This is a genomic window from Vibrio sp. 10N.222.52.B12 (genome assembly GCF_002875385.1).
Taxonomy (GTDB): Bacteria; Pseudomonadota; Gammaproteobacteria; order Enterobacterales; family Vibrionaceae; genus Vibrio; species Vibrio jasicida.
Genome location: NZ_MDAW01000134.1, coordinates 1 through 23,709, shown reverse-complemented (window position 1 = coordinate 23,709; position 23,709 = coordinate 1). Strand labels below are relative to the sequence as shown.

At 45.4% G+C, this 23,709-nt stretch carries 22 protein-coding genes, 14 tRNA genes and 2 rRNA genes; 28 read left to right on the top strand and 10 right to left on the bottom strand.

Annotated elements, in window-relative coordinates:
• Positions 1–122: 122 nt before the first annotated feature.
• The 5 genes from endA to ruvX all read left to right on the top strand — a co-directional run bounded on the left by endA (position 123) and on the right by ruvX (position 3,816).
• Positions 123–818 carry a deoxyribonuclease I gene (gene endA / locus BCT11_RS18415; protein ID WP_038881140.1) on the top strand — a complete coding sequence of 232 codons (696 nt, stop codon included), beginning with the start codon at positions 123–125 and terminating at the stop codon, positions 816–818.
• A gap of 147 nt (positions 819–965) precedes the next feature.
• Positions 966–1,697: a 16S rRNA (uracil(1498)-N(3))-methyltransferase gene (gene rsmE / locus BCT11_RS18410; protein WP_038868134.1), complete on the top strand. Its 732-nt coding sequence runs from the start codon at positions 966–968 to the stop codon at positions 1,695–1,697.
• 14 nt (positions 1,698–1,711) lie between these two features.
• A complete protein-coding gene (gshB, locus tag BCT11_RS18405; RefSeq protein WP_042605403.1) occupies positions 1,712–2,662 on the top strand; it encodes a glutathione synthase in 951 nt (316 codons plus the stop codon).
• Positions 2,663–2,773: 111 nt separating this feature from the next.
• Positions 2,774–3,337 carry a YqgE/AlgH family protein gene (locus BCT11_RS18400; RefSeq protein ID WP_038868129.1) on the top strand — a complete coding sequence of 188 codons (564 nt, stop codon included), beginning with the start codon at positions 2,774–2,776 and terminating at the stop codon, positions 3,335–3,337.
• A 53-nt stretch (positions 3,338–3,390) separates the two neighbouring features.
• Positions 3,391–3,816, top strand: a complete 426-nt coding sequence (ruvX, locus tag BCT11_RS18395) for a Holliday junction resolvase RuvX (protein ID WP_038868128.1) — start codon at positions 3,391–3,393, stop codon at positions 3,814–3,816.
• Between the two features lie 223 nt (positions 3,817–4,039).
• Here the strand turns inward: ruvX and BCT11_RS18390 are convergent, their stop codons facing one another.
• Complete coding sequence (locus BCT11_RS18390) at positions 4,040–5,146, bottom strand: PilT/PilU family type 4a pilus ATPase (protein WP_038873178.1); 1,107 nt, start codon at positions 5,144–5,146, stop codon at positions 4,040–4,042.
• A 30-nt stretch (positions 5,147–5,176) separates the two neighbouring features.
• Complete coding sequence (locus tag BCT11_RS18385) at positions 5,177–6,217, bottom strand: type IV pilus twitching motility protein PilT (protein ID WP_038873181.1); 1,041 nt, start codon at positions 6,215–6,217, stop codon at positions 5,177–5,179.
• A 28-nt stretch (positions 6,218–6,245) separates the two neighbouring features.
• Here BCT11_RS18385 and BCT11_RS18380 point away from each other — a divergent pair, with 28 nt between their 5' ends.
• From BCT11_RS18380 to hemW, 7 genes are all read left to right on the top strand, one after another.
• A complete protein-coding gene (locus BCT11_RS18380; RefSeq protein WP_038873183.1) occupies positions 6,246–6,956 on the top strand; it encodes a YggS family pyridoxal phosphate-dependent enzyme in 711 nt (236 codons plus the stop codon).
• Positions 6,957–7,086: 130 nt separating this feature from the next.
• Complete coding sequence (gene proC / locus BCT11_RS18375; protein ID WP_102388926.1) at positions 7,087–7,905, top strand: pyrroline-5-carboxylate reductase; 819 nt, start codon at positions 7,087–7,089, stop codon at positions 7,903–7,905.
• Between the two features lie 54 nt (positions 7,906–7,959).
• Positions 7,960–8,517 (top strand): YggT family protein, encoded by a 558-nt coding sequence (locus tag BCT11_RS18370; protein ID WP_038873187.1) that lies wholly within the window; start codon positions 7,960–7,962, stop codon positions 8,515–8,517.
• The gene (gene yggU / locus BCT11_RS18365; RefSeq protein ID WP_038873189.1) at positions 8,517–8,807 is read left to right on the top strand and encodes a DUF167 family protein YggU; all 291 of its coding nucleotides are present in this window, start codon (positions 8,517–8,519) and stop codon (positions 8,805–8,807) included. The genes BCT11_RS18370 and yggU overlap by 1 nt, the downstream gene beginning before the upstream one ends.
• 63 nt (positions 8,808–8,870) lie before the next feature.
• Positions 8,871–9,302 carry a DUF4426 domain-containing protein gene (locus BCT11_RS18360; RefSeq protein WP_045466107.1) on the top strand — a complete coding sequence of 144 codons (432 nt, stop codon included), beginning with the start codon at positions 8,871–8,873 and terminating at the stop codon, positions 9,300–9,302.
• 371 nt (positions 9,303–9,673) lie between these two features.
• On the top strand, positions 9,674–10,276 hold the full coding sequence (locus tag BCT11_RS18350; protein WP_039977626.1) for an XTP/dITP diphosphatase: 603 nt from the start codon (positions 9,674–9,676) through the stop codon (positions 10,274–10,276).
• A gap of 18 nt (positions 10,277–10,294) precedes the next feature.
• Complete coding sequence (gene hemW / locus BCT11_RS18345) at positions 10,295–11,467, top strand: radical SAM family heme chaperone HemW (RefSeq protein WP_102388925.1); 1,173 nt, start codon at positions 10,295–10,297, stop codon at positions 11,465–11,467.
• A 246-nt stretch (positions 11,468–11,713) separates the two neighbouring features.
• Here hemW and glsB read toward each other — a convergent pair whose 3' ends face one another.
• The 3 genes from glsB to trmB form a co-directional block, all read right to left on the bottom strand.
• Positions 11,714–12,634 (bottom strand): glutaminase B, encoded by a 921-nt coding sequence (gene glsB, locus BCT11_RS18340; RefSeq protein ID WP_102388924.1) that lies wholly within the window; start codon positions 12,632–12,634, stop codon positions 11,714–11,716.
• 103 nt (positions 12,635–12,737) lie between these two features.
• On the bottom strand, positions 12,738–13,766 hold the full coding sequence (locus tag BCT11_RS18335; protein ID WP_102388923.1) for a DNA methylase: 1,029 nt from the start codon (positions 13,764–13,766) through the stop codon (positions 12,738–12,740).
• A 15-nt stretch (positions 13,767–13,781) separates the two neighbouring features.
• Positions 13,782–14,501: a tRNA (guanosine(46)-N7)-methyltransferase TrmB gene (trmB, locus tag BCT11_RS18330; protein WP_038880400.1), complete on the bottom strand. Its 720-nt coding sequence runs from the start codon at positions 14,499–14,501 to the stop codon at positions 13,782–13,784.
• Positions 14,502–14,704: 203 nt separating this feature from the next.
• Here trmB and mutY point away from each other — a divergent pair, with 203 nt between their 5' ends.
• The 16 genes from mutY to BCT11_RS18250 all read left to right on the top strand — a co-directional run bounded on the left by mutY (position 14,705) and on the right by BCT11_RS18250 (position 20,813).
• Complete coding sequence (mutY, locus tag BCT11_RS18325) at positions 14,705–15,781, top strand: A/G-specific adenine glycosylase (RefSeq protein WP_102388922.1); 1,077 nt, start codon at positions 14,705–14,707, stop codon at positions 15,779–15,781.
• Between the two features lie 19 nt (positions 15,782–15,800).
• Positions 15,801–16,073: an oxidative damage protection protein gene (locus tag BCT11_RS18320; RefSeq protein WP_005436530.1), complete on the top strand. Its 273-nt coding sequence runs from the start codon at positions 15,801–15,803 to the stop codon at positions 16,071–16,073.
• Between the two features lie 86 nt (positions 16,074–16,159).
• Entirely contained in the window at positions 16,160–17,290 is a 1,131-nt protein-coding gene (gene mltC, locus BCT11_RS18315; RefSeq protein WP_102388921.1) for a membrane-bound lytic murein transglycosylase MltC, read from the top strand.
• A 109-nt stretch (positions 17,291–17,399) separates the two neighbouring features.
• Positions 17,400–17,475, top strand: a tRNA-Phe gene (locus BCT11_RS18310).
• A gap of 54 nt (positions 17,476–17,529) precedes the next feature.
• Positions 17,530–17,605 (top strand) — tRNA-Thr (locus BCT11_RS18305).
• Positions 17,606–17,612: 7 nt separating this feature from the next.
• Positions 17,613–17,688: transfer RNA gene (locus BCT11_RS18300), tRNA-Phe, on the top strand.
• A 42-nt stretch (positions 17,689–17,730) separates the two neighbouring features.
• A tRNA-Asn gene (locus tag BCT11_RS18295) sits at positions 17,731–17,806 on the top strand.
• 70 nt (positions 17,807–17,876) lie between these two features.
• Positions 17,877–17,952, top strand: a tRNA-Thr gene (locus BCT11_RS18290).
• 7 nt (positions 17,953–17,959) lie between these two features.
• Positions 17,960–18,035: transfer RNA gene (locus BCT11_RS18285), tRNA-Phe, on the top strand.
• Positions 18,036–18,077: 42 nt separating this feature from the next.
• Positions 18,078–18,153, top strand: a tRNA-Asn gene (locus BCT11_RS18280).
• A gap of 294 nt (positions 18,154–18,447) precedes the next feature.
• A complete protein-coding gene (locus tag BCT11_RS18275; RefSeq protein WP_102388920.1) occupies positions 18,448–20,073 on the top strand; it encodes a methyl-accepting chemotaxis protein in 1,626 nt (541 codons plus the stop codon).
• Between the two features lie 233 nt (positions 20,074–20,306).
• A tRNA-Phe gene (locus BCT11_RS18270) sits at positions 20,307–20,382 on the top strand.
• A 51-nt stretch (positions 20,383–20,433) separates the two neighbouring features.
• Positions 20,434–20,509, top strand: a tRNA-Thr gene (locus BCT11_RS18265).
• A 21-nt stretch (positions 20,510–20,530) separates the two neighbouring features.
• Positions 20,531–20,606, top strand: a tRNA-Asn gene (locus tag BCT11_RS18260).
• 40 nt (positions 20,607–20,646) lie between these two features.
• Positions 20,647–20,722: transfer RNA gene (locus BCT11_RS18255), tRNA-Thr, on the top strand.
• Positions 20,723–20,737: 15 nt separating this feature from the next.
• Positions 20,738–20,813: transfer RNA gene (locus BCT11_RS18250), tRNA-Asn, on the top strand.
• Positions 20,814–20,952: 139 nt separating this feature from the next.
• Here the strand turns inward: BCT11_RS18250 and BCT11_RS18245 are convergent.
• The 5 genes from BCT11_RS18245 to rrf (BCT11_RS18225) form a co-directional block, all read right to left on the bottom strand.
• Positions 20,953–22,389, bottom strand: coding sequence for an NAD-dependent succinate-semialdehyde dehydrogenase (locus tag BCT11_RS18245; RefSeq protein WP_198593967.1), 1,437 nt, complete (start codon positions 22,387–22,389; stop codon positions 20,953–20,955).
• 624 nt (positions 22,390–23,013) lie between these two features.
• Positions 23,014–23,090: transfer RNA gene (locus BCT11_RS18240), tRNA-Asp, on the bottom strand.
• A 31-nt stretch (positions 23,091–23,121) separates the two neighbouring features.
• Positions 23,122–23,237, bottom strand: a 5S ribosomal RNA gene (rrf, locus tag BCT11_RS18235).
• A 57-nt stretch (positions 23,238–23,294) separates the two neighbouring features.
• Positions 23,295–23,370 (bottom strand) — tRNA-Thr (locus BCT11_RS18230).
• A gap of 101 nt (positions 23,371–23,471) precedes the next feature.
• Positions 23,472–23,588 (bottom strand): 5S ribosomal RNA (gene rrf / locus BCT11_RS18225).
• Positions 23,589–23,709: the final 121 nt, after the last annotated feature.

Here is a 23,709-nt window from a genome sequence, read left to right as displayed (position 1 = left end):
TAAAACAGAGATTGTCGTTCTCAAACGGCTTCTTTTTGCCCATTATTGTTAACACACTCATCACTAAAGCTAATTTCTGCGTGTTAGAATAAATAAAGTCATACTTTATAAAGACTTTAATCATGAAATACCTGTTCTCTTTATTCCTGTTTGCGCTTTCTAGTGCCGTAATTGCTGCGCCACCGACCTCTTTCTCTGCGGCAAAACGTGAAGCGGTTAAAATATACAAAGATCATCCAACCAGTTTCTACTGTGGCTGTGATATCAACTGGCAAGGTAAGAAAGGTGTACCGGACCTTGCTTCTTGTGGCTACCAAGTGCGTAAACAAGAAAAACGTGCTTCTCGCATCGAGTGGGAACACGTGGTCCCAGCTTGGCAATTCGGCCACCAGCGTCAGTGCTGGCAAGATGGCGGACGCAAAAACTGCACAAGAAACGACAAAGTCTTCAAATCTATGGAAGCCGATCTCCACAACCTAACGCCAGCTATCGGAGAGGTAAACGGTGACCGCTCTAACTACAACTTCAGTCAGTGGAATGGCATGGACGGTGTCAGCTATGGCCGCTGTGAAATGCAGGTTAACTTCAAGCAACGTAAAGTCATGCCACCAGACCGCGCTCGTGGCTCGATTGCTCGCACCTACCTATACATGAGCAAAGAGTACGGCTTCAAACTGTCTAAGCAACAAACTCAGTTAATGAGTGCGTGGAACAAAACCTACCCTGTCGACAAGTGGGAATGTGAGCGTGACGAGCGCATTTCAAAGGTTCAAGGCAACCATAACCCATTTGTACAAGAGGCTTGTCGAGCACTGTAATTCCCCTCAAAAATACAGCGGCAAACTTGTGCTAATTGAGGCGTAACTATTTACTGCAAATGGAAACGCCTCTTGCCCCTTGTTTTTTCGGTGGAAAGCATCCATGTTAGTGTCTAAACACTCGCGTATGCAGGAAATCGAAACACGATGCGTATCCCTCGAATTTATCATCCAGAAACCATTCAACAACTTGGCGCACTAGCTTTAAGTGAAGATGCAGCAGGCCACATTGGCCGAGTCCTTCGCATGAAAGAGGGACAAGAAGTCCTCCTTTTCGATGGCAGTGGCGCAGAATTTCCAGCCGTGATTAGTGAAGTCACGAAAAAGAATGTGATGGTTGAATTAACCGAGCGTGTAGAAAGCAACATTGAGTCACCTTTAGATCTGCATCTTGGTCAGGTTATTTCTCGCGGCGATAAGATGGAATTCACGATCCAAAAGTCTGTTGAGCTTGGTGTTAATACAATCACACCTCTTATCTCTGAACGTTGTGGCGTAAAGCTAGATCAAAAACGCTTCGAGAAGAAACTCGCTCAATGGCAAAAAATCGCAGTGAGCGCTTGTGAACAATGTGGTCGCAATGTCGTGCCTGAGATCCGTCCAATCATGAGTTTGGAAGAATGGTGTCAAGAAGCGTACGACGGTTTAAAACTGAACCTTCACCCACGAGCGAAGTACTCAATCAATACCCTGCCAACGCCTGTCGAAAAAGTACGGCTATTGATTGGCCCTGAAGGCGGTCTATCTTCAGAAGAAATCGGCATGACACGCGAACATCAATTTGAAGAAACGCTACTCGGTCCTCGCGTACTGCGCACCGAGACTGCGGCTCTTACCGCAATTACAGCCTTACAAGTTCGTTTCGGCGATCTTGGTTAAAACGGAGAAAAACAATGATCAAACTCGGTATTGTTATGGACCCAATCTCGTCCATTAACATCAAGAAAGACTCTAGCTTTGCCATGATGCTTGAAGCGCAGCGCCGCGGTTACGAAATCCATTACATGGAAATGAATGATCTTCATCTAGACCAAGGTAAAGCAATTGCGGATACCAAAGTGGTTGAATTAAAAGAAGATCCAACTGGCTGGTACGAATTCAAATCAGAGCAAACTATCGAGCTTTCTGAGTTAGATGCGGTTCTGATGCGTAAAGATCCTCCATTCGACACTGAGTACATCTACGCGACTTACATCCTTGAACGTGCTGAAGAACAAGGTGCACTAATCGTTAACAAACCACAAAGCCTACGCGACTGTAACGAGAAACTGTTCACGGCTTGGTTCCCTGAACTCACACCAACTACTATCGTGACGCGAAAAGCAGAGAAGATTAAAGCTTTTCGTGAAGAGCATGGTGATGTGATCCTAAAACCACTTGATGGCATGGGTGGTGCATCTATCTTCCGCGTAAAAGAGAACGATCCAAACGTATCTGTGATCATCGAAACGCTGACTAACCACGGCCAAAACTACGCAATGGCGCAAACCTTCGTACCTGACATCAGCAATGGTGACAAGCGTATTCTTGTGGTTGATGGTGAACCAATGCCTTACTGCCTAGCTCGTATCCCTGCAAAAGGCGAAACGCGCGGCAACTTGGCTGCTGGTGGTACCGGTGAAGCTCGTCCACTGAGTGAAACTGACATGAAAATCGCACAAGCCGTCGCACCAACATTGAAAGAAAAAGGTCTTATCTTTGTTGGCCTTGACGTGATTGGCGACAAGCTAACGGAAATCAACGTCACCAGCCCAACGTGTATTCGTGAAATTGAAGCAGCATTTGATATTTCTATCACTGGTAAGCTCATGGATGCGATCGAACGTCGTATCAAAGGCGAATAACTCAAACTGTAGTACAGTTAATAGAGAGCGTTGAACATTAACTTAAGCAAACTCATGCACATATCAGTGCGTGACGTTTGCTTAAGTACCTACTGAAAGGTCGAAATGAGAATGAACCTCACAAACTATTTCTTAGTTGCTATGCCGGGAATGAAAGACCCCTACTTTCAGAATAGTGTTATCTATGTCTGTGAGCACAATGAAGAAGGTGCGATGGGGCTAATGATCAATGCTCCGGTTGATATTACAGTAGGTAGCATGCTCAAGCAGGTCGAAGTACAACCTGTTCACCCGCGCCTGTTTGAAGCGAGTTTGGACAGGCCTGTTTATAATGGCGGCCCTGTTTCTGAAGATCGTGGTTTTATTTTGCATAAACCAAAAGATTATTACGAATCGAGCATTCAAATGACTGACGAGCTGGCTGTCACCACTTCCAAAGACATCCTGTCGGTACTCGGCACAGAGGCAGAACCAAGTGACTATCTTGTTGCGTTAGGTTATTCAGGTTGGAGTGCTGGTCAGTTAGAAACCGAACTGGCTGAAAACTCATGGCTGACGATTGAAGCCACACCAGAGATCATCTTCGATACTCCTATTATCGATCGTTGGAAAAAAGCCGTCGAAAAGCTAGGTATCGATCCGAGCCAGTTATCTTCTGACGCCGGACATGCATAACCCACTTGCGTAATACGTTAAGTTTTCCACCCAATTGAGATTCGAGACACATTATGTCACGCACTGTTATGGCCTTTGATTTTGGCACCAAGAGTATTGGTAGCGCGATTGGCCAAGAAATTACTGGCACCGCTTCACCATTAAAAGCGTTTAAAGCCAATGATGGCATTCCAAACTGGGATGATATCGAAAAACAAATCAAAGAATGGCAACCAGACTTATTGGTTGTTGGCTTACCGACTGACCTGCACGGGAAAGATCTAGAAACCATTACGCCACGAGCGAAAAAGTTCGCCAACCGCCTTCAAGGCCGATATGGCTTACCTGTTGAGTTGCATGACGAACGTCTGTCGACAGCAGAGGCTCGTGCTGATTTATTCAGTATGGGTGGCTACAAAGCGTTATCTAAGGGTAACATCGACTGTCAGTCAGCGGTGGTGATTCTTGAAAGTTGGTTTGAAAACCTTTGGGGTGAGTAGACATTCAAGCACAAAGAAAAAAGGTTGGCTTCTGCCAACCTTCTTCATTTCTGGAGTAGATTATACCAATCACAGTAAATAAGTGATCAGAAATAGCGTAGGGAAAATGCTTGAGAACAAGGCGCAATTTTTCGATAAGTAGTTATTCTACAATCAAAAATTGCAACGCAGTTATCGAGTATTTTAACAAGCTAGAATGACCAGTTATTTACTACGATTGGTATCAATCCATATCGATCTTAACGTTCGCCAGCGTGCCTGTAGAGAAGGCTTCACCGCGTTGCGTCTTCAACATCAAACGCAGATCGTTAGCTGAATCCGCACTGTGCAATGCATCTTCTTCACTGATCTTGCCTTGCATCACCAATTTATAGAGCGACTGATCAAACGTCAGCATCCCGAATTCATTAGAGCGTGCCATGGTGGTTTTTAACTCATGCAGATCACCGCGACGGATCAGATCAGAAACTCGTGGACTATTTAGCAGAATCTCAAACACGCCATGACGTCCTTGACCGTTTTTATCACGGATCAGCTGTTGACCTACTACGCCTTTTAAGTTCATCGACAGATCAAACAGGAACTGATCTTTCTGATCTTTTGGCACTAGGTGCAAAATACGCTCAAGTGCTTGGTTTGCGTTATTCGCGTGCAATGTAGCCATACACAAGTGACCAGTCTCAGCAAAGGTCATCGCGTATTCCATCGTTTCGCGGCTACGGATCTCACCAATCAAAATCATGTCAGGCGCTTGGCGTAATGAGTTCTTTAACGCGACTTCATAGCTGTCGGTATCCAATCCCACTTCACGCTGAGTCACGATACAACGCTTGTGCTCGTGCACAAATTCGATTGGGTCTTCAACTGTCAGAATGTGACCTGTTTTATTGCTGTTACGGTAACCCGTCATCGCCGCCATAGTGGTCGACTTACCGGAACCTGTAGCACCAACCACCAGCACTAAGCCACGTTTCGCTATCGCAAGATCTTGCAACACTAAAGGCAGCTTAAGCTGTTCAAACGTAGGAATGTTGGTTTCGATACGACGAATCACCGCACCAGGTAATTCTCGCTGAAAGAAAGCACTAACACGGAAGCGGCCACAATCTCGGACAATCGCAAAGTTTGATTCTCGACTTTTACGAAACTCCTGACGTCGCTCTGGATCCATTGCACTATCGAGCAGCATGGCTACGTCATTTTCACTCAACTTATCCCCTTGCGGACGCAGTTCGCCGTCCACACGAAATAAGATCGGCGCACCAACCGTGATATAAAGATCCGACGCTTTTAACGCCAGCATGCCTTCGAGAAATTTATTCAGATCCATCTTCCGGGTTCGCTATTACCTATGTGATCGTTACGAGAATTGCTGCGCTTCGATTTCGACTTTCTTGTCGACTTCTTCACGCGATACCATACCTTGAGCCATCAACTGACGAGCATTTTGTTCCATGGTTTGCATGCCATGTGCCGCACCGGTTTGAATGATCGAGTACATCTGCGCCACTTTATCTTCGCGGATCAAGTTACGGATTGCTGGCGTTGCCATCATGATCTCATGACAAGCAATACGGCCTCCACCATTTCGCTTAAGCAGCTTTTGCGCAATAACCGAACGCAGCGACTCCGACAGCATCGAACGCACCATGTCTTTGTCACTACCTGGGAATACGTCGATAATACGGTCGATGGTTTTCGCTGCTGAGCTAGTATGCAGCGTACCGAAAACAAGGTGACCCGTTTCAGCAGCCGTCAGCGCCAAACTGATAGTTTCTTTGTCACGCATCTCACCAACTAGAATGACATCCGGGTCTTCACGTAGCGCGCTGCGAAGCGCATTTTGGAAGCTATGCGTATCACGGTGTACTTCACGTTGGTTGATCAAACACTTATTGTTGTTGTGAACAAATTCAATAGGATCTTCAATTGTAAGAATATGCTTGTTGTGATTACGGTTAATGTAGTCAACAATGGCAGCCAAGGTTGTCGATTTACCCGAACCTGTTGGACCGGTAACCAGTACTAAACCTTTTTCTGCGTTAGCAATCTTTTTGAAGATCTCTGGCGCTTCTAGCTCTTCCAGTGTTGGAATGCTACTTGGGATGGTACGGAACACCGCCGCACAGCCACGAGATTGGTTGAAGGCGTTGACACGAAAACGGCCAACATTGTGCAATTCAAATGAGAAATCGACTTCGAGTTTTTCTTCGAATTCACTGCGCTGCGCATCGTTCATGATTTCAAAAACCAAACGGTGCACTTCTTGGTGTGTAAACGCTGGAATGCCCAGTTTTCTCACATCACCATCAATACGAACCATTGGTGGTACACCTGCAGAAAGATGTAGATCCGAAGCATTATGTTTTACACTAAAATCCAGTAACTCAGTGATATCCATTTAAAATCCTTAAGTCTAAAGTACAGCTATGAGTAGTATTCAACAAAACATTGAACATATCACCTCTCAAATTCGACACGACGAACAAAAATGTGGCCGTTCTCCAGAGTCAGTGCAACTTTTAGCAGTAAGCAAAACTAAACCTGTCGAGGCGGTTCTCGAAGCCTACCAATCAGGCCAAGTGGCGTTTGGTGAAAACTACGTCCAAGAGGGCGTCAGTAAAGTTCAGCACTTTGCCGAGCATTATCCAGATTATCGAATCGAATGGCACTTCATTGGGCCAATTCAGTCCAATAAATCACGTCCTGTCGCTGAACATTTCGATTGGGTTCACACCATTGATCGCGCTAAGATCGCTCAACGTTTAAATGACCAGCGCCCAAGTGAGCTAAAACCGTTACAAGTGCTGATTCAAGTAAACACCAGTGGTGAAGATTCTAAATCTGGCGTCAACGATGCAGAAATATTCGAGCTGGCTGAGTTGATTTCTCGCCTTCCAAACCTCACGTTAAGAGGGTTGATGTCGATTCCTGCTAACGTGCCAGATTACGAATCACAACTGCGAGCGTTCAAACAATTATCTGAACTTAAGCACAAGCTAGCTCAGCAGTACCCAGATGTCGACACGCTCTCTATGGGCATGAGTGGTGACATGGATGCTGCTATAGAAGCGGGCAGTACTATGGTTCGCATCGGCACCGCTATTTTTGGCGCACGAGACTACGGCAAACAGCAATAAAAGCGTATTGTTGCCAGACACTGTGAACTTGAGTCTGACGGCCTTTCTTTGGGCAGTCAGAGCAAAGTGGTGCGATTATACACCCGTGCGCACAACAAATTGTAAGAATTTATATTTGGAAATCAGACATATGGAACATAAAAAGATTGCCTTCATCGGCGCAGGGAACATGGTGAGAGCCATTGTCTCGGGTCTCGTCGCTAATGGCTACCCTGCTCAAAACATTGTCGCAACCGCGCCATCTGAGACGCGCCGCCAGCCTCTTGAGCAAGACTTTGGTATCCGTACCACCAGCGATAACATCGCAGCTGCAACGGAAGCGGACGTGGTGGTATTGTCTGTGAAGCCACAAATGATGGAGGAAGTGTGTACACCACTGCAATCTATCGACTTCAGCAACAAACTGGTTATCTCTATCGCAGCAGGTATCAGCTGTTCACGTTTGGATGACATGTTAGCGAATAAGCTCAACTTGGTTCGCGTGATGCCAAACACACCATCCCAACTTGGTTTGGGTATGAGTGGTCTATATGCGCCTGAATCTGTTTCAGAACAAGACAAAGCCTTCGCAACAGAACTAATGCAAGCATGCGGTAAGGTGTGTTGGGTTGGGCAAGAATCGGGCATCAACAACGTTATTGCAGCAGCAGGCAGTGCACCGGCGTACTTCTTCCTATTTATGGAAGCGATGCAAGCTGAAGCGATTGCTCAAGGCTTCGATAAAGACACCGCACGCATGTTAGTTCAGCAAGCAGCACTTGGCGCTGCAAGCATGGTAGTGGAAAATCCAGAAACTGAACTTTCAACGCTACGCGAGAACGTGATATCAAAAGGTGGCACAACGGCAGAAGCGCTACGTACGTTCAACGAACATCAACTGTCTGATATTGTGGCGAAAGCAATGCAAGCTGCGGTTGCTCGCGCTGAAGAAATGGAAAAACTGTTTTAATTATCTGAACGGCACAACTAGGGCGTGTCGTTCTTTACTTGTTAAGGGTACCTTATGAATTCAATGAGTTTTCTCATCTCAACCCTATTTGACCTGTACATCATGGTCGTCATTTTGCGTATTTGGTTGCAAGCTGCCCGTGCAGATTTCTACAACCCATTCTCGCAGTTTATCGTTAAAGCAACACAGCCAGTTGTGGGGCCATTACGTCGAGTCATCCCTTCTGTCGGTGGTATCGATCTAGCGACAGTGCTTTTTGCTTACGTACTGTGCGTACTTAAGTTCGTTGCATTGATCCTGATTGCATCAAGTGGTTCGGTTTCTTTCAGTGCCGATTTCCTATTCCTAGGTTTGTTATCATTAGTTAAAGCCGCTGGAGGCTTGCTGTTCTGGGTTCTATTGATCCGTGCCATTCTAAGCTGGGTAAGCCAAGGTCGTAGCCCAATCGAGTACGTATTCCATCAATTAACAGAACCAATGCTCGCACCAATTCGCCGTATCCTACCTGCGATGGGTGGTTTTGATTTAAGCGTACTCGTATTGTTTATCGGTCTGCAATTCGCGAACTTCCTAATGGGTGACGTGATTGGTCCAATCTGGTACCAACTATAATGTCAGCCGCCGTTTGGCTCGATGGCGAGGATGTCATTCTCAAACTCTATATTCAACCAAAAGCGAGCCGCGACAAGGTCGTCGGCTTGCATGGTGAAGAGCTTAAAATTGCCATCACCGCACCGCCTGTCGACGGTAAAGCAAATGCGCACCTCACCAAGTTTTTGGCGAAACAATTCAAAGTTGCTAAGGGCTTGGTTCACATAGAAAAAGGTGAACTGGGACGTCATAAGCAAATTCGGATAGAATCTCCAATACAAATACCAAGCGAAATTAAAGCCATCATTTGATGGCTTTTTATTTACGATTTTCGTATCAAATTAAATAACGAATATCGATTCGAGGAAGTAATAATGAGCAAATGGATTACCGCCCTATTGATCAGCCTTTTATCTTTACCAAGCATGGCAGGTCAGTTCAAAACCATGAAAGACATCGAAGTTCACTATGTTGCGTTTAACTCTACCTTTCTGACGTCAAAAATCGCTCGTAGCTACGACATCAAGCGTAATGGCTATAATGCAGTAGTGAACATCAGCGTATTAGACAGCGCCTCACTAGGTAAACCAGCAGTTGACGCAAAAATCAGTGGCCAAGCGAAGAACTTGATTGGCCAAACGCAGAAACTCACCTTCCGAGAAGTAAAAGAAGGTAATGCGATTTACTACTTAGCTGAACTTGGCATTACCAACGAAGAAACTTTTACCTTCGATATTGACGTTAAAGCTGGAAACAAAGGCTCAGGTAAGCTTAAATTCACCCAGAAATTTTATGTCGAAGAGTAATTGGGTTGTGATGATCTAAAAGCTTTTAGAACATCATAACCTTAGGGTTTGTTTACCTTTCGAGCTGATTTTTGCAGCGAATTGTTGGGTATTTATACAAGGCAGAGACTTTACTATGTAGCTAGCCTACATGAGAAGTCGATAACGCAGTAGAAATGACCAACAAACGCTGCCCAAAGGGTTCGGCTAAAATCGTTTTATGCTTTGTTAAGGAGTATTTGCTTAGAGTGACTAGGCGACACACTCCTTGCCTCACCTAAAACGATTTTATCTCGAACAAAATTTAACCGCGAAAGGTCAACAGACCCTAGAACCATTTTAATCGGGGAGAACACTGCGTTCTCCCTTTATCGCTACAGAAAGAGACGACCATGAAAAAGATAGTGCTAGCAACAGGCAACCAAGGCAAAGTTCGTGAGATGGCAGATCTGCTGTCTGACTTCGGTTTTGAAGTATTAGCGCAAAGTGAATTCAACGTATCTGAAGTAGCAGAAACTGGCACTACTTTCATCGAAAACGCGATCATCAAAGCTCGCCATGCAGCACAAGAAACGGGTCTTCCTGCGATTGCGGACGACTCAGGCTTAGAAGTCGATTTCTTGAAAGGCGCGCCTGGCATTTACTCTGCACGTTATGCAGGTGAAAAAGCCTCAGACCAAGAGAACCTAGAAAAGCTACTTAAAGCAATGGAAGGCGTACCAGAAGCAGAGCGCACCGCTCGTTTCCACTGCGTATTGGTTTTGATGCGTCATGAGAACGATCCAACCCCTATCGTTTGTCACGGTAAGTGGGAAGGTCGCATTCTAACTGAAGCACACGGTGAAAATGGTTTTGGCTACGACCCAATCTTCTTAGTACCTGAAGACAACTGCGCGTCTGCCGAACTTGAGCCAGCACGTAAAAAACAACTGTCTCACCGCGGTAAAGCACTCAAATCGTTGTTTGCTCAACTGTCTGAGCAAGTATCTCAGTAATCACGAGCGAATTAGACCATGTTAACGCCCCCAGCACTGAGCTTGTATGTACACATCCCATGGTGTGTACAAAAGTGCCCATATTGCGACTTTAACTCTCACGCGCTCAAAGCCGAGATCCCAGAAGAAGAGTACATCAATGCCCTTCTTGAAGACTTGGATACCGACATTGAGAAATACCGCCTCAACGAAGCGCCACGTCCACTGCATTCAATCTTCATTGGTGGTGGTACGCCGAGTTTGATTTCGGCAGAAGGCATCGAGCGTCTACTTAAGGGCATTGAAGCGCGTATTCCGTTCAAGCCTGAAATAGAAATCACCATGGAAGCCAACCCAGGCACTATCGAAGCAGAACGTTTTGCTGGCTACCGCAAGGCTGGTGTAACGCGCATCTCTATCGGCGTGCAAAGCTTTGAGCAACAGAAGCTTGAGCGTTTGGGGCGCATTCACGGTCAAGACGAAGCCGTCAATGCCGCTAAGCTGGCACACCAAATCGGTTTGAACAGCTTTAACCTCGATCTCATGCACGGCTTACCAGATCAAAGCATCGAACAAGCCTTATCTGATTTGGACAAAGCGATTGAGTTGGCGCCACCGCACCTGTCTTGGTATCAGCTGACCATCGAACCAAACACCATGTTCTACTACAAGCCACCGACTTTGCCAGATGACGATGACTTGTGGGATATCTTCGAGCAAGGACATGAGAAGCTCGCAGCGGCAGGTTACGTTCAGTACGAGATTTCTGGTTACAGCAAGCCTAGCTATCAGTGTCAGCACAACCTGAACTACTGGCGCTTTGGTGACTACCTTGGCATTGGCTGTGGCTCACACGGCAAGCTGAGCTTTGCTGATGGTCGCATCGTTCGTACCACTAAGGTCAAACACCCACTTGGCTATTTGATGGCATACCAAAACATGGTGAAGCCGTACCTAGATAGTGAACAGCTTGTGGCTGATGAAGATCGTCCGTTTGAGTTCTTTATGAACCGTTTCCGCTTAATGGAAGCGTGCCCGAAACAAGACTACATCGATACGACAGGTCTTCCGTTGAGCTCAATTCAAGAGACTATCGATTGGGCGCTTGAGATGAGTTATCTGAGTGAAACAGAGACTCACTGGCAAATTACCGAGAAAGGTAAGCTGTTCCTGAATGACTTGCTTGAAGCCTTTATGGTGGAAGAGGAATAAGAGCAGATTCGAGATTTGGGAACGGACTGTGTCCTAAAGAACGCTTCACTCCGAGAGATTCGCTGAAACGGCTATGGATATATTCGACCAAGCCAATACAGCCTTTGTCTCTGCTATAAATAACAAAGGGTTGGCGCACAAACGCCAACCCTTTCTTTTATTCGTTGTAACACTTCTTTCTCTAAAACCTTTAAAACGAAGCGATTCCAAAGGACGCGATCCGTTCTCGCTTCTCGTCTCTTTTCCTTAGAAAATCGAACGACCAATACGCTCTGAAAGTAACTCAAGCGCTTTAGTACCTGCCAACGAGTTACCCGAAGCATCAAGCTCCGGAGACCATACTGCAATCGTCATCTCACCTGGGACAATAGCGATGATGCCACCACCGACACCAGATTTACCCGGCATACCAACGCGGTATGCAAATTCACCAGCACCATCGTACAAACCACACGTGGCCAATAGCGCATTCAACTGTTTTGTCTGCATCGCCGAGACCACTGATTTACCCGTTTGTACCGATGTGCCTTTATTCGCTAAGTAGCTAAAGGTCTTTGCCAAATCCACACAACTCATCTTTAAAGCGCAGGCATGGAAGTAGTTTTGCAATACCGGAATAACCTCGTTTTCAAAGTTACCAAATGAGCGCATCAGGTAAGCAATCGCAGCGTTGCGATCGCCATGCATCATTTCTGAAGCCGCTACGACTTTGTCATACACGATATGAGTATCACCAGATAACTGACGAGCAAATTCCAATAGACGCTGACGCGGCGCTGAGAGACGACTTTGCAGCAAATCAGCAACCACAATAGCACCGGCGTTAATGAATGGGTTACGTGGGATGCCCAGCTCCATCTCTAACTGGATCATCGAGTTAAACGCCTGACCAGAAGGCTCTTTACCTACACGAGACCAGATCTCTTCTTGCTTGTATAAGCACATAGCCAGAGTCAGGCTCAACGCTTTTGAGATCGACTGAATCGAAAACGACTCTTCTGCATCGCCCGCTTTAATCACTTCACCTTCATTGGTGTATACCGCAATACCCAGTTTGGTATTGGGTACTTTTGCCAATGCGGGAATGTAATCGGCGACTTTTCCTTGACCAATTAAAGGGCGAACTTCCGCTAGAATGTCTGTCAAAATTTGCGCTGTAGGTTTCATCTTCTACCTTCTTGTCACAAGAACCCAAATGGCTGAGTTCAGAGGTAAAAAAAAGCCAACGCGGACGTTGGCTTTTCCATGGAATTTATTCGACTCAAGTCGATTATGGTTTTATTGCCACAATGATGTTGCGGTTGATGGACTGATCAACACGGTGAAGATAACCGATGTAAGGCTCTTCTGAAAGTACCTTCCACCCTTGATCTTCAAATAATGCCGCCACGTCCTTCCATTTCAGAGTGAACTCATTGAAAGACAGCACGACCGAACCTTGCTTTTTCAGCACCACTTTCCATGCAGGCAGAGCTTCTTGTAGCAGCTCCAGAGGGCTACGATTCAATTTGCTGTCTTTTGCGTTTTTGCTACCGTGTTGCACACCGTAAGGCAAATCAGACACCATAACATCAACAGAGTTCTTCTTAACCACTTGATCGGCAATTCGCGTGTCTGCTGAATACAGCTTCATCGTCTGAAGATTACCTTTGTTGTACTCTTCTTTCTCTGACGCGGCTTCAACCACGAAACCATCGGCCACCTTCTTACCACCAGAAGTGCGCTTTTCTTTGCTCACTTTGTGCTTGAAGCGACCGTTCTTCATAAACTTAACGATGAAGGTTTGGATCTCTTGTACCCATTTCTGGTTGATCTCCACACCCACTACATTCAAGCCGTGGATCAAACCTTCAAACAGAGTTGTACCCTTACCACACATTGGATCCATCAGCGTTAATTGAGCACTATCCGTATTGGACGCACTCACGCCTAAGTTCACCATCAAACGCGTAAACTGTTCATTCGTTTTACCGGTGTAACGTAGGATCTGGCTCATGCTCTCAGGGAATGTATTGAATGCAGGCGCCTGAATTGGACGTAATAAGCCATCTTCACGCACTTCAAATAGCGCATAGTAGATAGATGACGCGGCAATTTTACCGGATTGCTGATCGTTTAACGCGTCTTCACAAGAAAACACGAGCGCAGCAGGTAAGCCGACGTCTTTGTTACCAATTTCAGTCACTTCAACACCTTCAGAAGCCAAAATTGCTTTTAGCTCGGAACATGCAATGGTCATTGCGCTATCAAAGTAAATTCGGTTGTGACCCGGATTCGCTAATATCGCGTAGTGGTACATCTACTGGCTCCTTAGTTATGCAGTGCGCTTGAATTTAATATCCCATACACCGTGACCTAGACGGTGACCACGAGCCTCGAACTTAGTCAGTGGACGCTCTTCAGGGCGAGGGATGAAATCACCGCCTTCTGCAATGTTTTCGAAACCAGGTGCTTGGTTCATGATTTCAATCATGTGTTCAGCGTAGTTTTCCCAGTCAGTCGCCATATGGAAGATACCTTCGTTAGGGATAAGCTTCTGGCGAACCATTTCAGCGAACTCGAGTTGTACGATACGACGCTTGTGGTGACGCTTTTTGTGCCATGGGTCTGGGAAGAACAATTGCAGCGTTGCTAGGCTGCCATTTGGGATCATGTGTTCGAATACTTCTACCGCATCGTGACACATTACGCGTAGGTTCGTGATACCCGCTTCGCGTGCGTCAGCAAGACAAGCACCAACGCCTGGACTATGAACTTCAATACCGATGAAGTTTTTCTCTGGCGCGTTCTTTGCCATTTCAACCAATGAAGCGCCCATACCAAAACCGATCTCAAGCACTACTGGGTTATCGTTACCAAATACTTCTTTCCAATCAAGAAGTTCTGCTTTGTAATCGATACCCATTGTTGGCCAGCATTCGTTCATCGCACTTTCTTGGCCCTTGGTTAGACGACCTTCGCGACGCACGAAACTGCGGATTTTACGGATCATTTTTCCGTCTTCGTTGTATTCGTTAGTGGTTACTTCACTCATTGATTTTGCCTGCACATTGATTAATCAAAGCGGGGATTATCCAAAGAATTCACTTAGGTGCAAGTATTTGTTGAGCTATCGGACTATGGCAGCCCAAAAGCAAACAAACCAGACACAATATCCCCACAGTTTATCTGTTGTACTTACACCACAATCTGTGGTGCAATTTTGCTCCTAACCAATAATAGAATACAGAGCAAGTCGTGACACCTTTCGCAAACGCCATCTTAGAATGGTATGACGCATATGGAAGAAAAGAGCTTCCATGGCAACAAAACAAGACCGCGTATAGTGTCTGGTTGTCTGAAATCATGCTTCAGCAAACTCAGGTCACTACGGTTATTCCTTATTACCAGCGTTTTTTAGAACGCTTTCCGACTGTCGTCGATCTCGCGAATGCTGAGCAAGATGAAGTACTGCACCTTTGGACCGGCTTAGGTTATTACGCACGTGCTCGCAATCTTCATAAAGCGGCTAAAGAAGTCGCCCATAAATATAATGGCGAGTTTCCATTAGATATTGAGCAAATGAACGCACTGCCGGGTATTGGTCGTTCAACCGCAGCCGCAGTACTCTCCTCTGTCTATAAACAACCACATGCGATATTGGACGGCAACGTAAAGCGCACGCTTTCACGCTGCTTTGCTGTTGATGGATGGCCGGGACAAAAGAAAGTCGAAAATCAATTGTGGGAAATCGCAGAAACGCACACGCCACAAACAGACGTCGACAAGTACAATCAAGCCATGATGGATATGGGTGCCATGATGTGTACTCGCAGCAAGCCTAAGTGCACCTTGTGTCCAGTCAGCGATCTTTGTGTCGCAAAGAAACAAGGTAATGTGCTTGATTATCCGGGTAAGAAGCCGAAAAAAGACAAACCGGTTAAGCAAACACGTTTCGTTATGCTGCATCACAAAGATGGCGATAGTCACGAAGTGTGGTTAGAGCAAAGACCGCAGACGGGAATTTGGGGCGGACTCTTTTGTTTCCCACAAACTGAGCATATTGATGTAGAGAGCGATATTGAATTACTACTGGAACAACGTGGTATTCAAACTGACGATATTAAACATCAAGAAACTCTGATTACGTTTCGTCATACATTCAGCCATTATCACCTCGATATCACGCCGATTTTGATTGACCTGTCAAAGCAACCCAATGTGGTGATGGAAGGTAACAAAGGTCTTTGGTATAACTTATCTAAACCTGAAGAAGTCGGTTTGGCTGCGCCAGTAAAACTGCTACTGGAAGCGCTACCCCACGAAGTTCGTTAATTAATTGCAAGGAGTCATTATGAGCCGCACTGTTTTTTGTGCTCGACTAAAGAAAGAAGGCGAAGGTCTAGACTTTCAACTTTACCCAGGTGAACTAGGTAAACGCATTTTCGATAACATCTCGAAAGAAGCTTGGGCTCAATGGCAACAGAAACAAACGATGTTGATCAACGAGAAGAAGCTCAACATGATGGATCCAGAGCACCGTAAACAGCTTGAAACAGAAATGGTGAACTTCCTTTTCGAAGGCAAAGAGGTTCACATTGAAGGCTACACGCCACCAAGCGAATAAATCAAACTTGTTTTAAAACAATGACATCACAACCAAACTTGTGATGTTATTTTTATATTCGAGCCGAAAAAGCTACCTAAATAATTATGAAAAAAATTGCCTTTATCGTTACTGCCCTTTTAATGGCAGGTTGCAGCCGTGAGTTTGTCGAAAAAATTTATGACGTTGATTACGAGCCGACGAACCGCTTTGCGAACAACCTAGCTGAGCTGCCAGGACAATTCGAAAAAGACACCGATGCTTTAGATGCGTTGATCAGCAGCTTCTCAGGAAACATCAAAAAGCGCTGGGGCCAACGCGAGGTAAAGGTTGCAGGTAAAAGCAATTACGTAAAATACATCGATAACTACTTAAGTCGTGCCGAGGTCGATTTCCCAAAAGGTGTGATAACCATCGAAACGGTTTCTCCGACGGAGCCACAAAAGCACCTGAAAAACGCCATCATCACGACACTTTTAACCCCAGATGATCCAGCCAATGTCGATCTATTCTCTTCTAAAGAGATCAAATTAGAAGGACAGCCATTTCTTTACAATCAGGTCGTTGATCAAGACAAAAAGCCCATTCAATGGTCATGGCGCGCGAATCGCTTTGCCGATTACTTGATTGCTAACCAAGTAAAAACCAAAGACGTTGACTTTAAAAAAGCCTACTACGTTGAAATTCCAATGGTGGAAGACCATTTCTCACAACGCAGTTACCAATATGCAGATATCGTGCGTCGTGCGTCGAAAAAATACGACATCCCTGAAGATCTAATTTACGCCATCATCAAAACCGAAAGTAGCTTTAACCCGTATGCAGTAAGCTGGGCCAACGCCTATGGTTTGATGCAAGTAGTTCCAAAAACAGCAGGCCGTGATGTTTTTAAATTGGTGAAGAACCGTTCAGGTCAGCCTAGCCCTGAATATTTGTTTAACCCAGAAAACAATATTGATACCGGAACGGCTTACTTTTACATTCTAAAAAATCGTTATTTGAAAGATGTCCAGCATCCAACATCTTTGGAGTACAGCATGATTTCCGCTTACAACGGCGGAACTGGTGGTGTTTTGAACACTTTCCATCGCACCGATCGCAAACGTGCAATGAAAGATTTAAATTCTTTGCAGCCAAATCAAGTTTATTGGGCGTTAACAAAGAAACACCCGAACGCTGAAGCACGCCGATACCTAGAAAAAGTTACAAATTTCAAAAAGGAATTTAACGCAGGGTAAACTTTTTCTCGACAGTTGAATAAAAAGCGTTCGAACAACCACTTTTTTGAAATTATTTAAAAAAAGTGGTTGACGCAAAGCGGGAAAATCCGTTTAATAGCGCTCCGTTGCCCGGATAGCTCAGTCGGTAGAGCAGAGGATTGAAAATCCTCGTGTCGGTGGTTCGATTCCGCCTCCGGGCACCACAATTTCTAAATTGTTGGTGCCTAGCACGAACAGTTAGTAAAAGAATACGGTACGCCGACTTAGCTCAGTAGGTAGAGCAACTGACTTGTAATCAGTAGGTCACCAGTTCGATTCCGGTAGTCGGCACCATTCTTTTGCCTCGATAGCTCAGTCGGTAGAGCAGAGGATTGAAAATCCTCGTGTCGGTGGTTCGATTCCGCCTCGAGGCACCATATTTGGTGCGCTTGCTTAAAGTAAGACACAAACAGAATAGTTCCTCCTTAGCTCAGTTGGTAGAGCGACGGACTGTTAATCCGCAGGTCACTGGTTCAAGTCCAGTAGGAGGAGCCAACTTCTAGAATTTCATGTAAATGAGATTCTAAAAATGAAGAGTCTAACTCTTCTAAAAAGAATAAAGTGTGCCGACTTAGCTCAGTAGGTAGAGCAACTGACTTGTAATCAGTAGGTCACCAGTTCGACTCCGGTAGTCGGCACCATTCTTTTGCCTCGATAGCTCAGTCGGTAGAGCAGAGGATTGAAAATCCTCGTGTCGGTGGTTCGATTCCGCCTCGAGGCACCATATTTGGTGCACTTGCTTACAGTAAGACACAAACAGAATAGTTCCTCCTTAGCTCAGTTGGTAGAGCGACGGACTGTTAATCCGCAGGTCGCTGGTTCGAGCCCAGCAGGAGGAGCCAATTTAGAAAGCCAAGTCTTCGGACTTGGCTTTTTTCTTATCTGCAATATCCAAAACTCTCCCCCTATTTTCTAGTTCCGTCGAAACTTCTCCCTCAACACCTTCAAGAAACAACCCTATTAACGTCTAGTTCATTTGATATAAAACACTTATTTCACGCTAAAAATTTAATCCAAATCATAGTTTCATCAATCGCAGATAGGCGCGTGTATACAAGTTCAATAATATGAATTTATTATTACGCCCCTTTATAAGCTATGCATTGCATAGTACGAACACGCTTTGTGAGCTAACTATGAAATTAAAAACTCAAGCCTATTTATTATCGGCCATCATATTGATTGCCCTGCTTGCATTAACTGCAACGGGTCTTTGGACACTTCGCGTCGCAAGTAACCTTGATAACAAAGCTCGAGTGACTGAGCTATTCAAGAGTGCTTATAGCATTCTAACTGAAGTAGAGAAAATGGCGGTAGAAGGCAAAATGCCTGAAGATGAGGCTAAAGCACTCGCGACTCGCCTACTTCGCAACAATATCTACAAAGACAACGAATACGTTTATGTTGCTGATGAGAACATGTTATTTGTGGCAGCCCCTTTAGACCCTCAATTGCATGGCACTAGCTTCCATGACTTTCGAGACGGTGATGGCAATAGTGTCGGTCAGCTGATCTTGGACGTGCTAGGTCGTAAGACAGGCCAAATCGTTGAATACACCTGGACACAAAAATTGCCTGACGGCACCATCGAAGAAAAACACTCGATTGCAGAAAAAACACCACATTGGAACTGGGTTGTAGGTACCGGCATTGGATTCAATGAAGTAAATTCACGTTTCTGGTCTACTGCACAATGGCAGCTAACCCTATGTCTTGTTATCGCTGGCGCAATCCTAGGTGGCTTGATCATCTCTATTCGCAAGATGCTTAACCTTCTTGGTGGTGAGCCGAATGACGTTCGTGAGGCGGTTCAGGCCGTCGCTCAGGGTAATATCCAAACCAGCTTTGAATACACAGCCCCTAAAGACAGTATCTATGGTGCGGTGCAAGAGATGAGTCAATCGTTAGCTAAGATGGTTACCAATCTAGACGCGTCAATGCACGCATTACGTTCAGAGCTATCAGCGGTAGAATCGCGCTCTAACTCTATTGCTGATTTGACCATGTCTCAGCAGCAATCGACGGCGATGATCGCAACAGCGATGACAGAAATGGCTTCTTCAGCCAACCATGTTGCAAGTTCTGCAAGTGATACCGCGCATAACACGGACGAAGCCGATAAACAGAGCCAGCACACGCAATCATTAATCCATAGTACGGTAGACAACATTCAGGGCCTAGCAACGCAACTAAACACAGCCAGTAAAGCCGTTGCGGATCTTGACCAAGATGTTAACAGTATTGTGAAAGTTCTCGACGTAATCGGCGACATTGCTGAACAAACTAACCTACTGGCGTTGAATGCCGCCATTGAAGCAGCGCGTGCAGGTGAACAAGGTCGAGGCTTTGCGGTAGTAGCAGATGAGGTGCGTAACCTAGCAGGACGCACACAAGACAGCACAAAAGAGATTCAACAGATGATTTCTAACCTTCAGGAAGGTTCGCGTAACGCTATCCATACGATGGAGATTTGTGCCGAAACTAGCGAAAGCACAGTAACCGAGTCTATGAACGCCTCAGAAGCGCTACAACAGATAGTAACTGCATTAGAGTCCATCACGGCCATGAGCCAGCAAATCGCAACAGCAGCCGCTGAGCAGACTCAGGTAAGTGATGATATTGCGCATCGCATTAACCTTATCGAAGAAAGCGGTAGCCAGCTCAACACGGTAGTCACAGAAAGCCAATCAAGCACACAGACATTGGCGTCTTTAGCGAATGAGCTTGAAGGTTGGGTGAACAAGTTCTCAGTAAAGCACTAGTTTAAAGTCAATTGTTCAATAAAAAGCACGTTTTCGGACGTGCTTTTTTGTTTTTATGGTATTTATTTAGCAAGCGAACTCATGCTCCTATCATAATCAAGGCTTAAAATATGGTGCATTCCTGTTAAAAACGCATAAAAACAGCCCACTCCGAGCACAAATTCATCAAACGATATTTTATTTTAATTTTATTGTTGACGTGAAAGCGGAAAAGCCTTTTAATACACCTCGTCGCCCGGATAGCTCAGTCGGTAGAGCAGAGGATTGAAAATCCTCGTGTCGGTGGTTCGATTCCGCCTCCGGGCACCACAATTTGAAATTGTTGGTGTCTTACACGAACAATAAAAAGAATAACGGTACGCCGACTTAGCTCAGTAGGTAGAGCAACTGACTTGTAATCAGTAGGTCACCAGTTCGATTCCGGTAGTCGGCACCATTTATTCTTAAACAAGATAATTCCTCCTTAGCTCAGTTGGTAGAGCGACGGACTGTTAATCCGCAGGTCACTGGTTCAAGTCCAGTAGGAGGAGCCATCTTTCAGTTAGTAAGTCGATTACTTATTAACGAAAATGTGCCGACTTAGCTCAGTAGGTAGAGCAACTGACTTGTAATCAGTAGGTCACCAGTTCGATTCCGGTAGTCGGCACCACTTAATAAAATCTGTTCCTCCTTAGCTCAGTTGGTAGAGCGACGGACTGTTAATCCGCAGGTCACTGGTTCAAGTCCAGTAGGAGGAGCCATATTATAAAAAGCCGCATCACTTGATGCGGCTTTTTTGCATCTGAAGAAAACTCACAGCTCCCCTCTTCATTTACCTTTATCTCAATAAACAAAAAGCCAGGTGATATACCCAGCTTCCGTCTTTGTCTCGTGAGAAGGTTAGCTCAAACCTCCAAGGCAGATATACTTCGTCTCTAGGTACTCATCGATACCTTGTTTAGCACCCTCACGACCAATGCCAGATTCTTTGATACCACCAAACGGCGCAACTTCCGTAGAGATAATCCCTTCGTTTATCCCTACCATACCGTATTCCAAACCTTCACTAAATCGGATAATGCGTTTCAAGCTATCGGTATAGAAGTAGCAAGCTAAACCATACTCGGTGTCATTCGCCATCGAGAGCACTTGTTCATCGTCATCAAAACTAATGACTGGCAAAACCGGACCAAACAACTCTTGTCGCACGATCGCCATACCTTGTTCGACATCATCTAAGATAACAGGCTCCATAAAGCGCCCAGTGAGTTTTTGAGGCTGGTTAAGTATTGTTGCTCCTTCTTGTACTGCCTGATCGACTACCGCCTCTAGACGATGCTTAGAAGCCATAGTGATAACAGGACCAAGGGTTGTATTTTCCTCAAGACCATTACCGACCGCCAGGCTTGCCACTTTATCAAGAAGCTTAGTTAAGAACGCCTCTTTCACACTCTGATGTACATACAAGCGGTTGGTACACACACAGGTTTGTCCAGCATTACGAAACTTGGAAGCAATTAAGCCATTCGCTGCAGCTTCTAAATCTGCATCCTCAAAAACAATAAAAGGTGCGTTACCACCCAATTCCATAGAAGCGGCTTTAACCGTATCACTTGCTTGTTTCATTAAGATCTTACCGACACGTGTCGAACCAGTGAAAGAGATCTTCTTAATACGAGGATCGGTACTTAATACCAAACCGAACTCTGCCGCCTGTTCAGAAACAACGGTAGACAATAGAGCTTTGGGGATACCAGCCCGATGAGCAAGCTCCACCACAGCCAGAGCAGTCAAAGGCGTTAATTCAGAAGGTTTAATGATCATCCCACATCCCGCAGCCAGAGCAGGAGCCGCTTTTCGAGTGATCATTGCAATAGGGAAGTTCCATGGTGTAATCGCTGTACACACGCCGACAGGTTGTTTGATGGTAGAGAGGCGTCTATCTACCGCTGGGGCTGGAATAACCTCACCATAAGTGCGTTTAGCCTCTTCTGCGAACCATTCAACAAAAGATGCGCCGTATGCGACTTCTCCACGACTTTCAGTAAGGGGTTTACCTTGTTCTAAAGTAATGATGTTCGCGATGTCTTCCGTATGCTCTACAAGTAATTGGAACCACTTTTTTAGGGAAGCGGAACGTGCTTTAGCGCTGAGTTTTGCCCACTCAACTTGAGCCGATTTGCACGCTTCTATTTGCACATCTAACTCATCCAAAGAGCTAGGCTTTAAGCGAATCAGTTCTTGCTCAGTCGCAGGGTTAATAACGGCAATCCCATCTTGAGAAGACAGGCTTTCGAATAAGACTCTTAGCGTTTCACTTTTTATCTGCTGCATCATTAGGTTGTACTCCCATAAGAACCTTTACTAGGTTAATCCTTCTGACAAATAAGAGTAAAGCAAACAAAGTTTTCTTCAGCGTAAATATGAGAAGTGATGACCCAGTAGGGTTAGCCGGTGATACCGATAAGAGAACACCACCAGAGATAGCGATTAATGAAGAGCTCATAAGCTCGGTGTTATTGAATGCCCCTATTCTTTAATAGACAAAGCATTAGAGGGCATCTCTAACGTAACCAAATGACAGAGTAGATTTTCAATAAGGGTGGATAGACTAGGGGCGTATATCTGAATAAATAATTGGGCTTGTAGGCTACAGACAAAACCTTGCGAGCCTTACTTTCCTATAAACGAAAATCATATTCCCTAAAACGGTGAAAGCTAGCACGAAGGCTGAATTTCTAGATAAGTGTTGAAGCGACTGGGATTGCACACAAGCGGGACTCGTTGGTCGCAGACCAAAATAATATCGTAAATACAAAAAGACCCCAGCATTTCTGCTGAGGTCTGGAATAAGTGGCTGACGGCCGGGGTTGCGGGCAACCGGGACTCATTCCCTGAAAGGGAACATTTTTGAGCTTTAAAACGACAAAACCCAGTCCGAAGACTGGGTTTTTAAATAAGTGGCGGAGCGGACGGGACTCGAACCCGCGACCCCCGGCGTGACAGGCCGGTATTCTAACCAACTGAACTACCGCTCCGCACTGGTTAGACTCTTGAGTCTAAATAAGAACCTGGCGATGTCCTACTCTCACATGGGGAAACCCCACACTACCATCGGCGCTACTTTGTTTCACTTCTGAGTTCGGAATGGAATCAGGTGGGTCCAAAGCGCTATGGTCGCCAAGCAAAATTCTTTACGTTTTGTTTTAAGCTTTGATTTAAAGCGTAAAACAAACAGTAAATGGTGCTGATACCCAGAATCGAACTGGGGACCTCATCCTTACCAAGGATGCGCTCTACCGACTGAGCCATATCAGCACATTATCTGTGTCCGTGAGGACTAAAAAAGCCCGCTTTTTCAAACGGGCTCTCTTAACTTTTGTCTTCACCTTCTTAAAAAGGCAAAAACTAAATTTAAAGCCTGGCGATGTCCTACTCTCACATGGGGAAACCCCACACTACCATCGGCGCTAATTCGTTTCACTTCTGAGTTCGGAATGGAAGTCAGGTGGGTCCAAATCGCTATGGTCGCCAAGCAAATTCTTGCTTTTACTTTCAGCTTTTTCTAAAAACTGAAGGCAAAAAACTTGGAAAGCTGATTTTAAGTTCTATTTATACACATTCAATCGTTCTTGTATTGAGTCCATCAAAACCCCT

Excerpts from the sequence above, each read along its gene's own strand:
- endA (WP_038881140.1), top strand. The coding sequence starts at position 123 with ATGAAATACCTGTTCTCTTTATTCCTGTTTGCGCTTTCTAGTGCCGTA.
- rsmE (WP_038868134.1), top strand. The coding sequence starts at position 966 with ATGCGTATCCCTCGAATTTATCATCCAGAAACCATTCAACAACTTGGC.
- gshB (WP_042605403.1), top strand. The coding sequence starts at position 1,712 with ATGATCAAACTCGGTATTGTTATGGACCCAATCTCGTCCATTAACATC.
- BCT11_RS18400 (WP_038868129.1), top strand. The coding sequence starts at position 2,774 with ATGAACCTCACAAACTATTTCTTAGTTGCTATGCCGGGAATGAAAGAC.
- ruvX (WP_038868128.1), top strand. The coding sequence starts at position 3,391 with ATGTCACGCACTGTTATGGCCTTTGATTTTGGCACCAAGAGTATTGGT.
- BCT11_RS18390 (WP_038873178.1), bottom strand. The coding sequence starts at position 5,146 with ATGGATCTGAATAAATTTCTCGAAGGCATGCTGGCGTTAAAAGCGTCG.
- BCT11_RS18385 (WP_038873181.1), bottom strand. The coding sequence starts at position 6,217 with ATGGATATCACTGAGTTACTGGATTTTAGTGTAAAACATAATGCTTCG.
- BCT11_RS18380 (WP_038873183.1), top strand. The coding sequence starts at position 6,246 with ATGAGTAGTATTCAACAAAACATTGAACATATCACCTCTCAAATTCGA.
- proC (WP_102388926.1), top strand. The coding sequence starts at position 7,087 with ATGGAACATAAAAAGATTGCCTTCATCGGCGCAGGGAACATGGTGAGA.
- BCT11_RS18370 (WP_038873187.1), top strand. The coding sequence starts at position 7,960 with ATGAATTCAATGAGTTTTCTCATCTCAACCCTATTTGACCTGTACATC.
- yggU (WP_038873189.1), top strand. The coding sequence starts at position 8,517 with ATGTCAGCCGCCGTTTGGCTCGATGGCGAGGATGTCATTCTCAAACTC.
- BCT11_RS18360 (WP_045466107.1), top strand. The coding sequence starts at position 8,871 with ATGAGCAAATGGATTACCGCCCTATTGATCAGCCTTTTATCTTTACCA.
- BCT11_RS18350 (WP_039977626.1), top strand. The coding sequence starts at position 9,674 with ATGAAAAAGATAGTGCTAGCAACAGGCAACCAAGGCAAAGTTCGTGAG.
- hemW (WP_102388925.1), top strand. The coding sequence starts at position 10,295 with ATGTTAACGCCCCCAGCACTGAGCTTGTATGTACACATCCCATGGTGT.
- glsB (WP_102388924.1), bottom strand. The coding sequence starts at position 12,634 with ATGAAACCTACAGCGCAAATTTTGACAGACATTCTAGCGGAAGTTCGC.
- BCT11_RS18335 (WP_102388923.1), bottom strand. The coding sequence starts at position 13,766 with ATGTACCACTACGCGATATTAGCGAATCCGGGTCACAACCGAATTTAC.
- trmB (WP_038880400.1), bottom strand. The coding sequence starts at position 14,501 with ATGAGTGAAGTAACCACTAACGAATACAACGAAGACGGAAAAATGATC.
- BCT11_RS18320 (WP_005436530.1), top strand. The coding sequence starts at position 15,801 with ATGAGCCGCACTGTTTTTTGTGCTCGACTAAAGAAAGAAGGCGAAGGT.
- mltC (WP_102388921.1), top strand. The coding sequence starts at position 16,160 with ATGAAAAAAATTGCCTTTATCGTTACTGCCCTTTTAATGGCAGGTTGC.
- BCT11_RS18275 (WP_102388920.1), top strand. The coding sequence starts at position 18,448 with ATGAAATTAAAAACTCAAGCCTATTTATTATCGGCCATCATATTGATT.
- BCT11_RS18245 (WP_198593967.1), bottom strand. The coding sequence starts at position 22,389 with ATGATGCAGCAGATAAAAAGTGAAACGCTAAGAGTCTTATTCGAAAGC.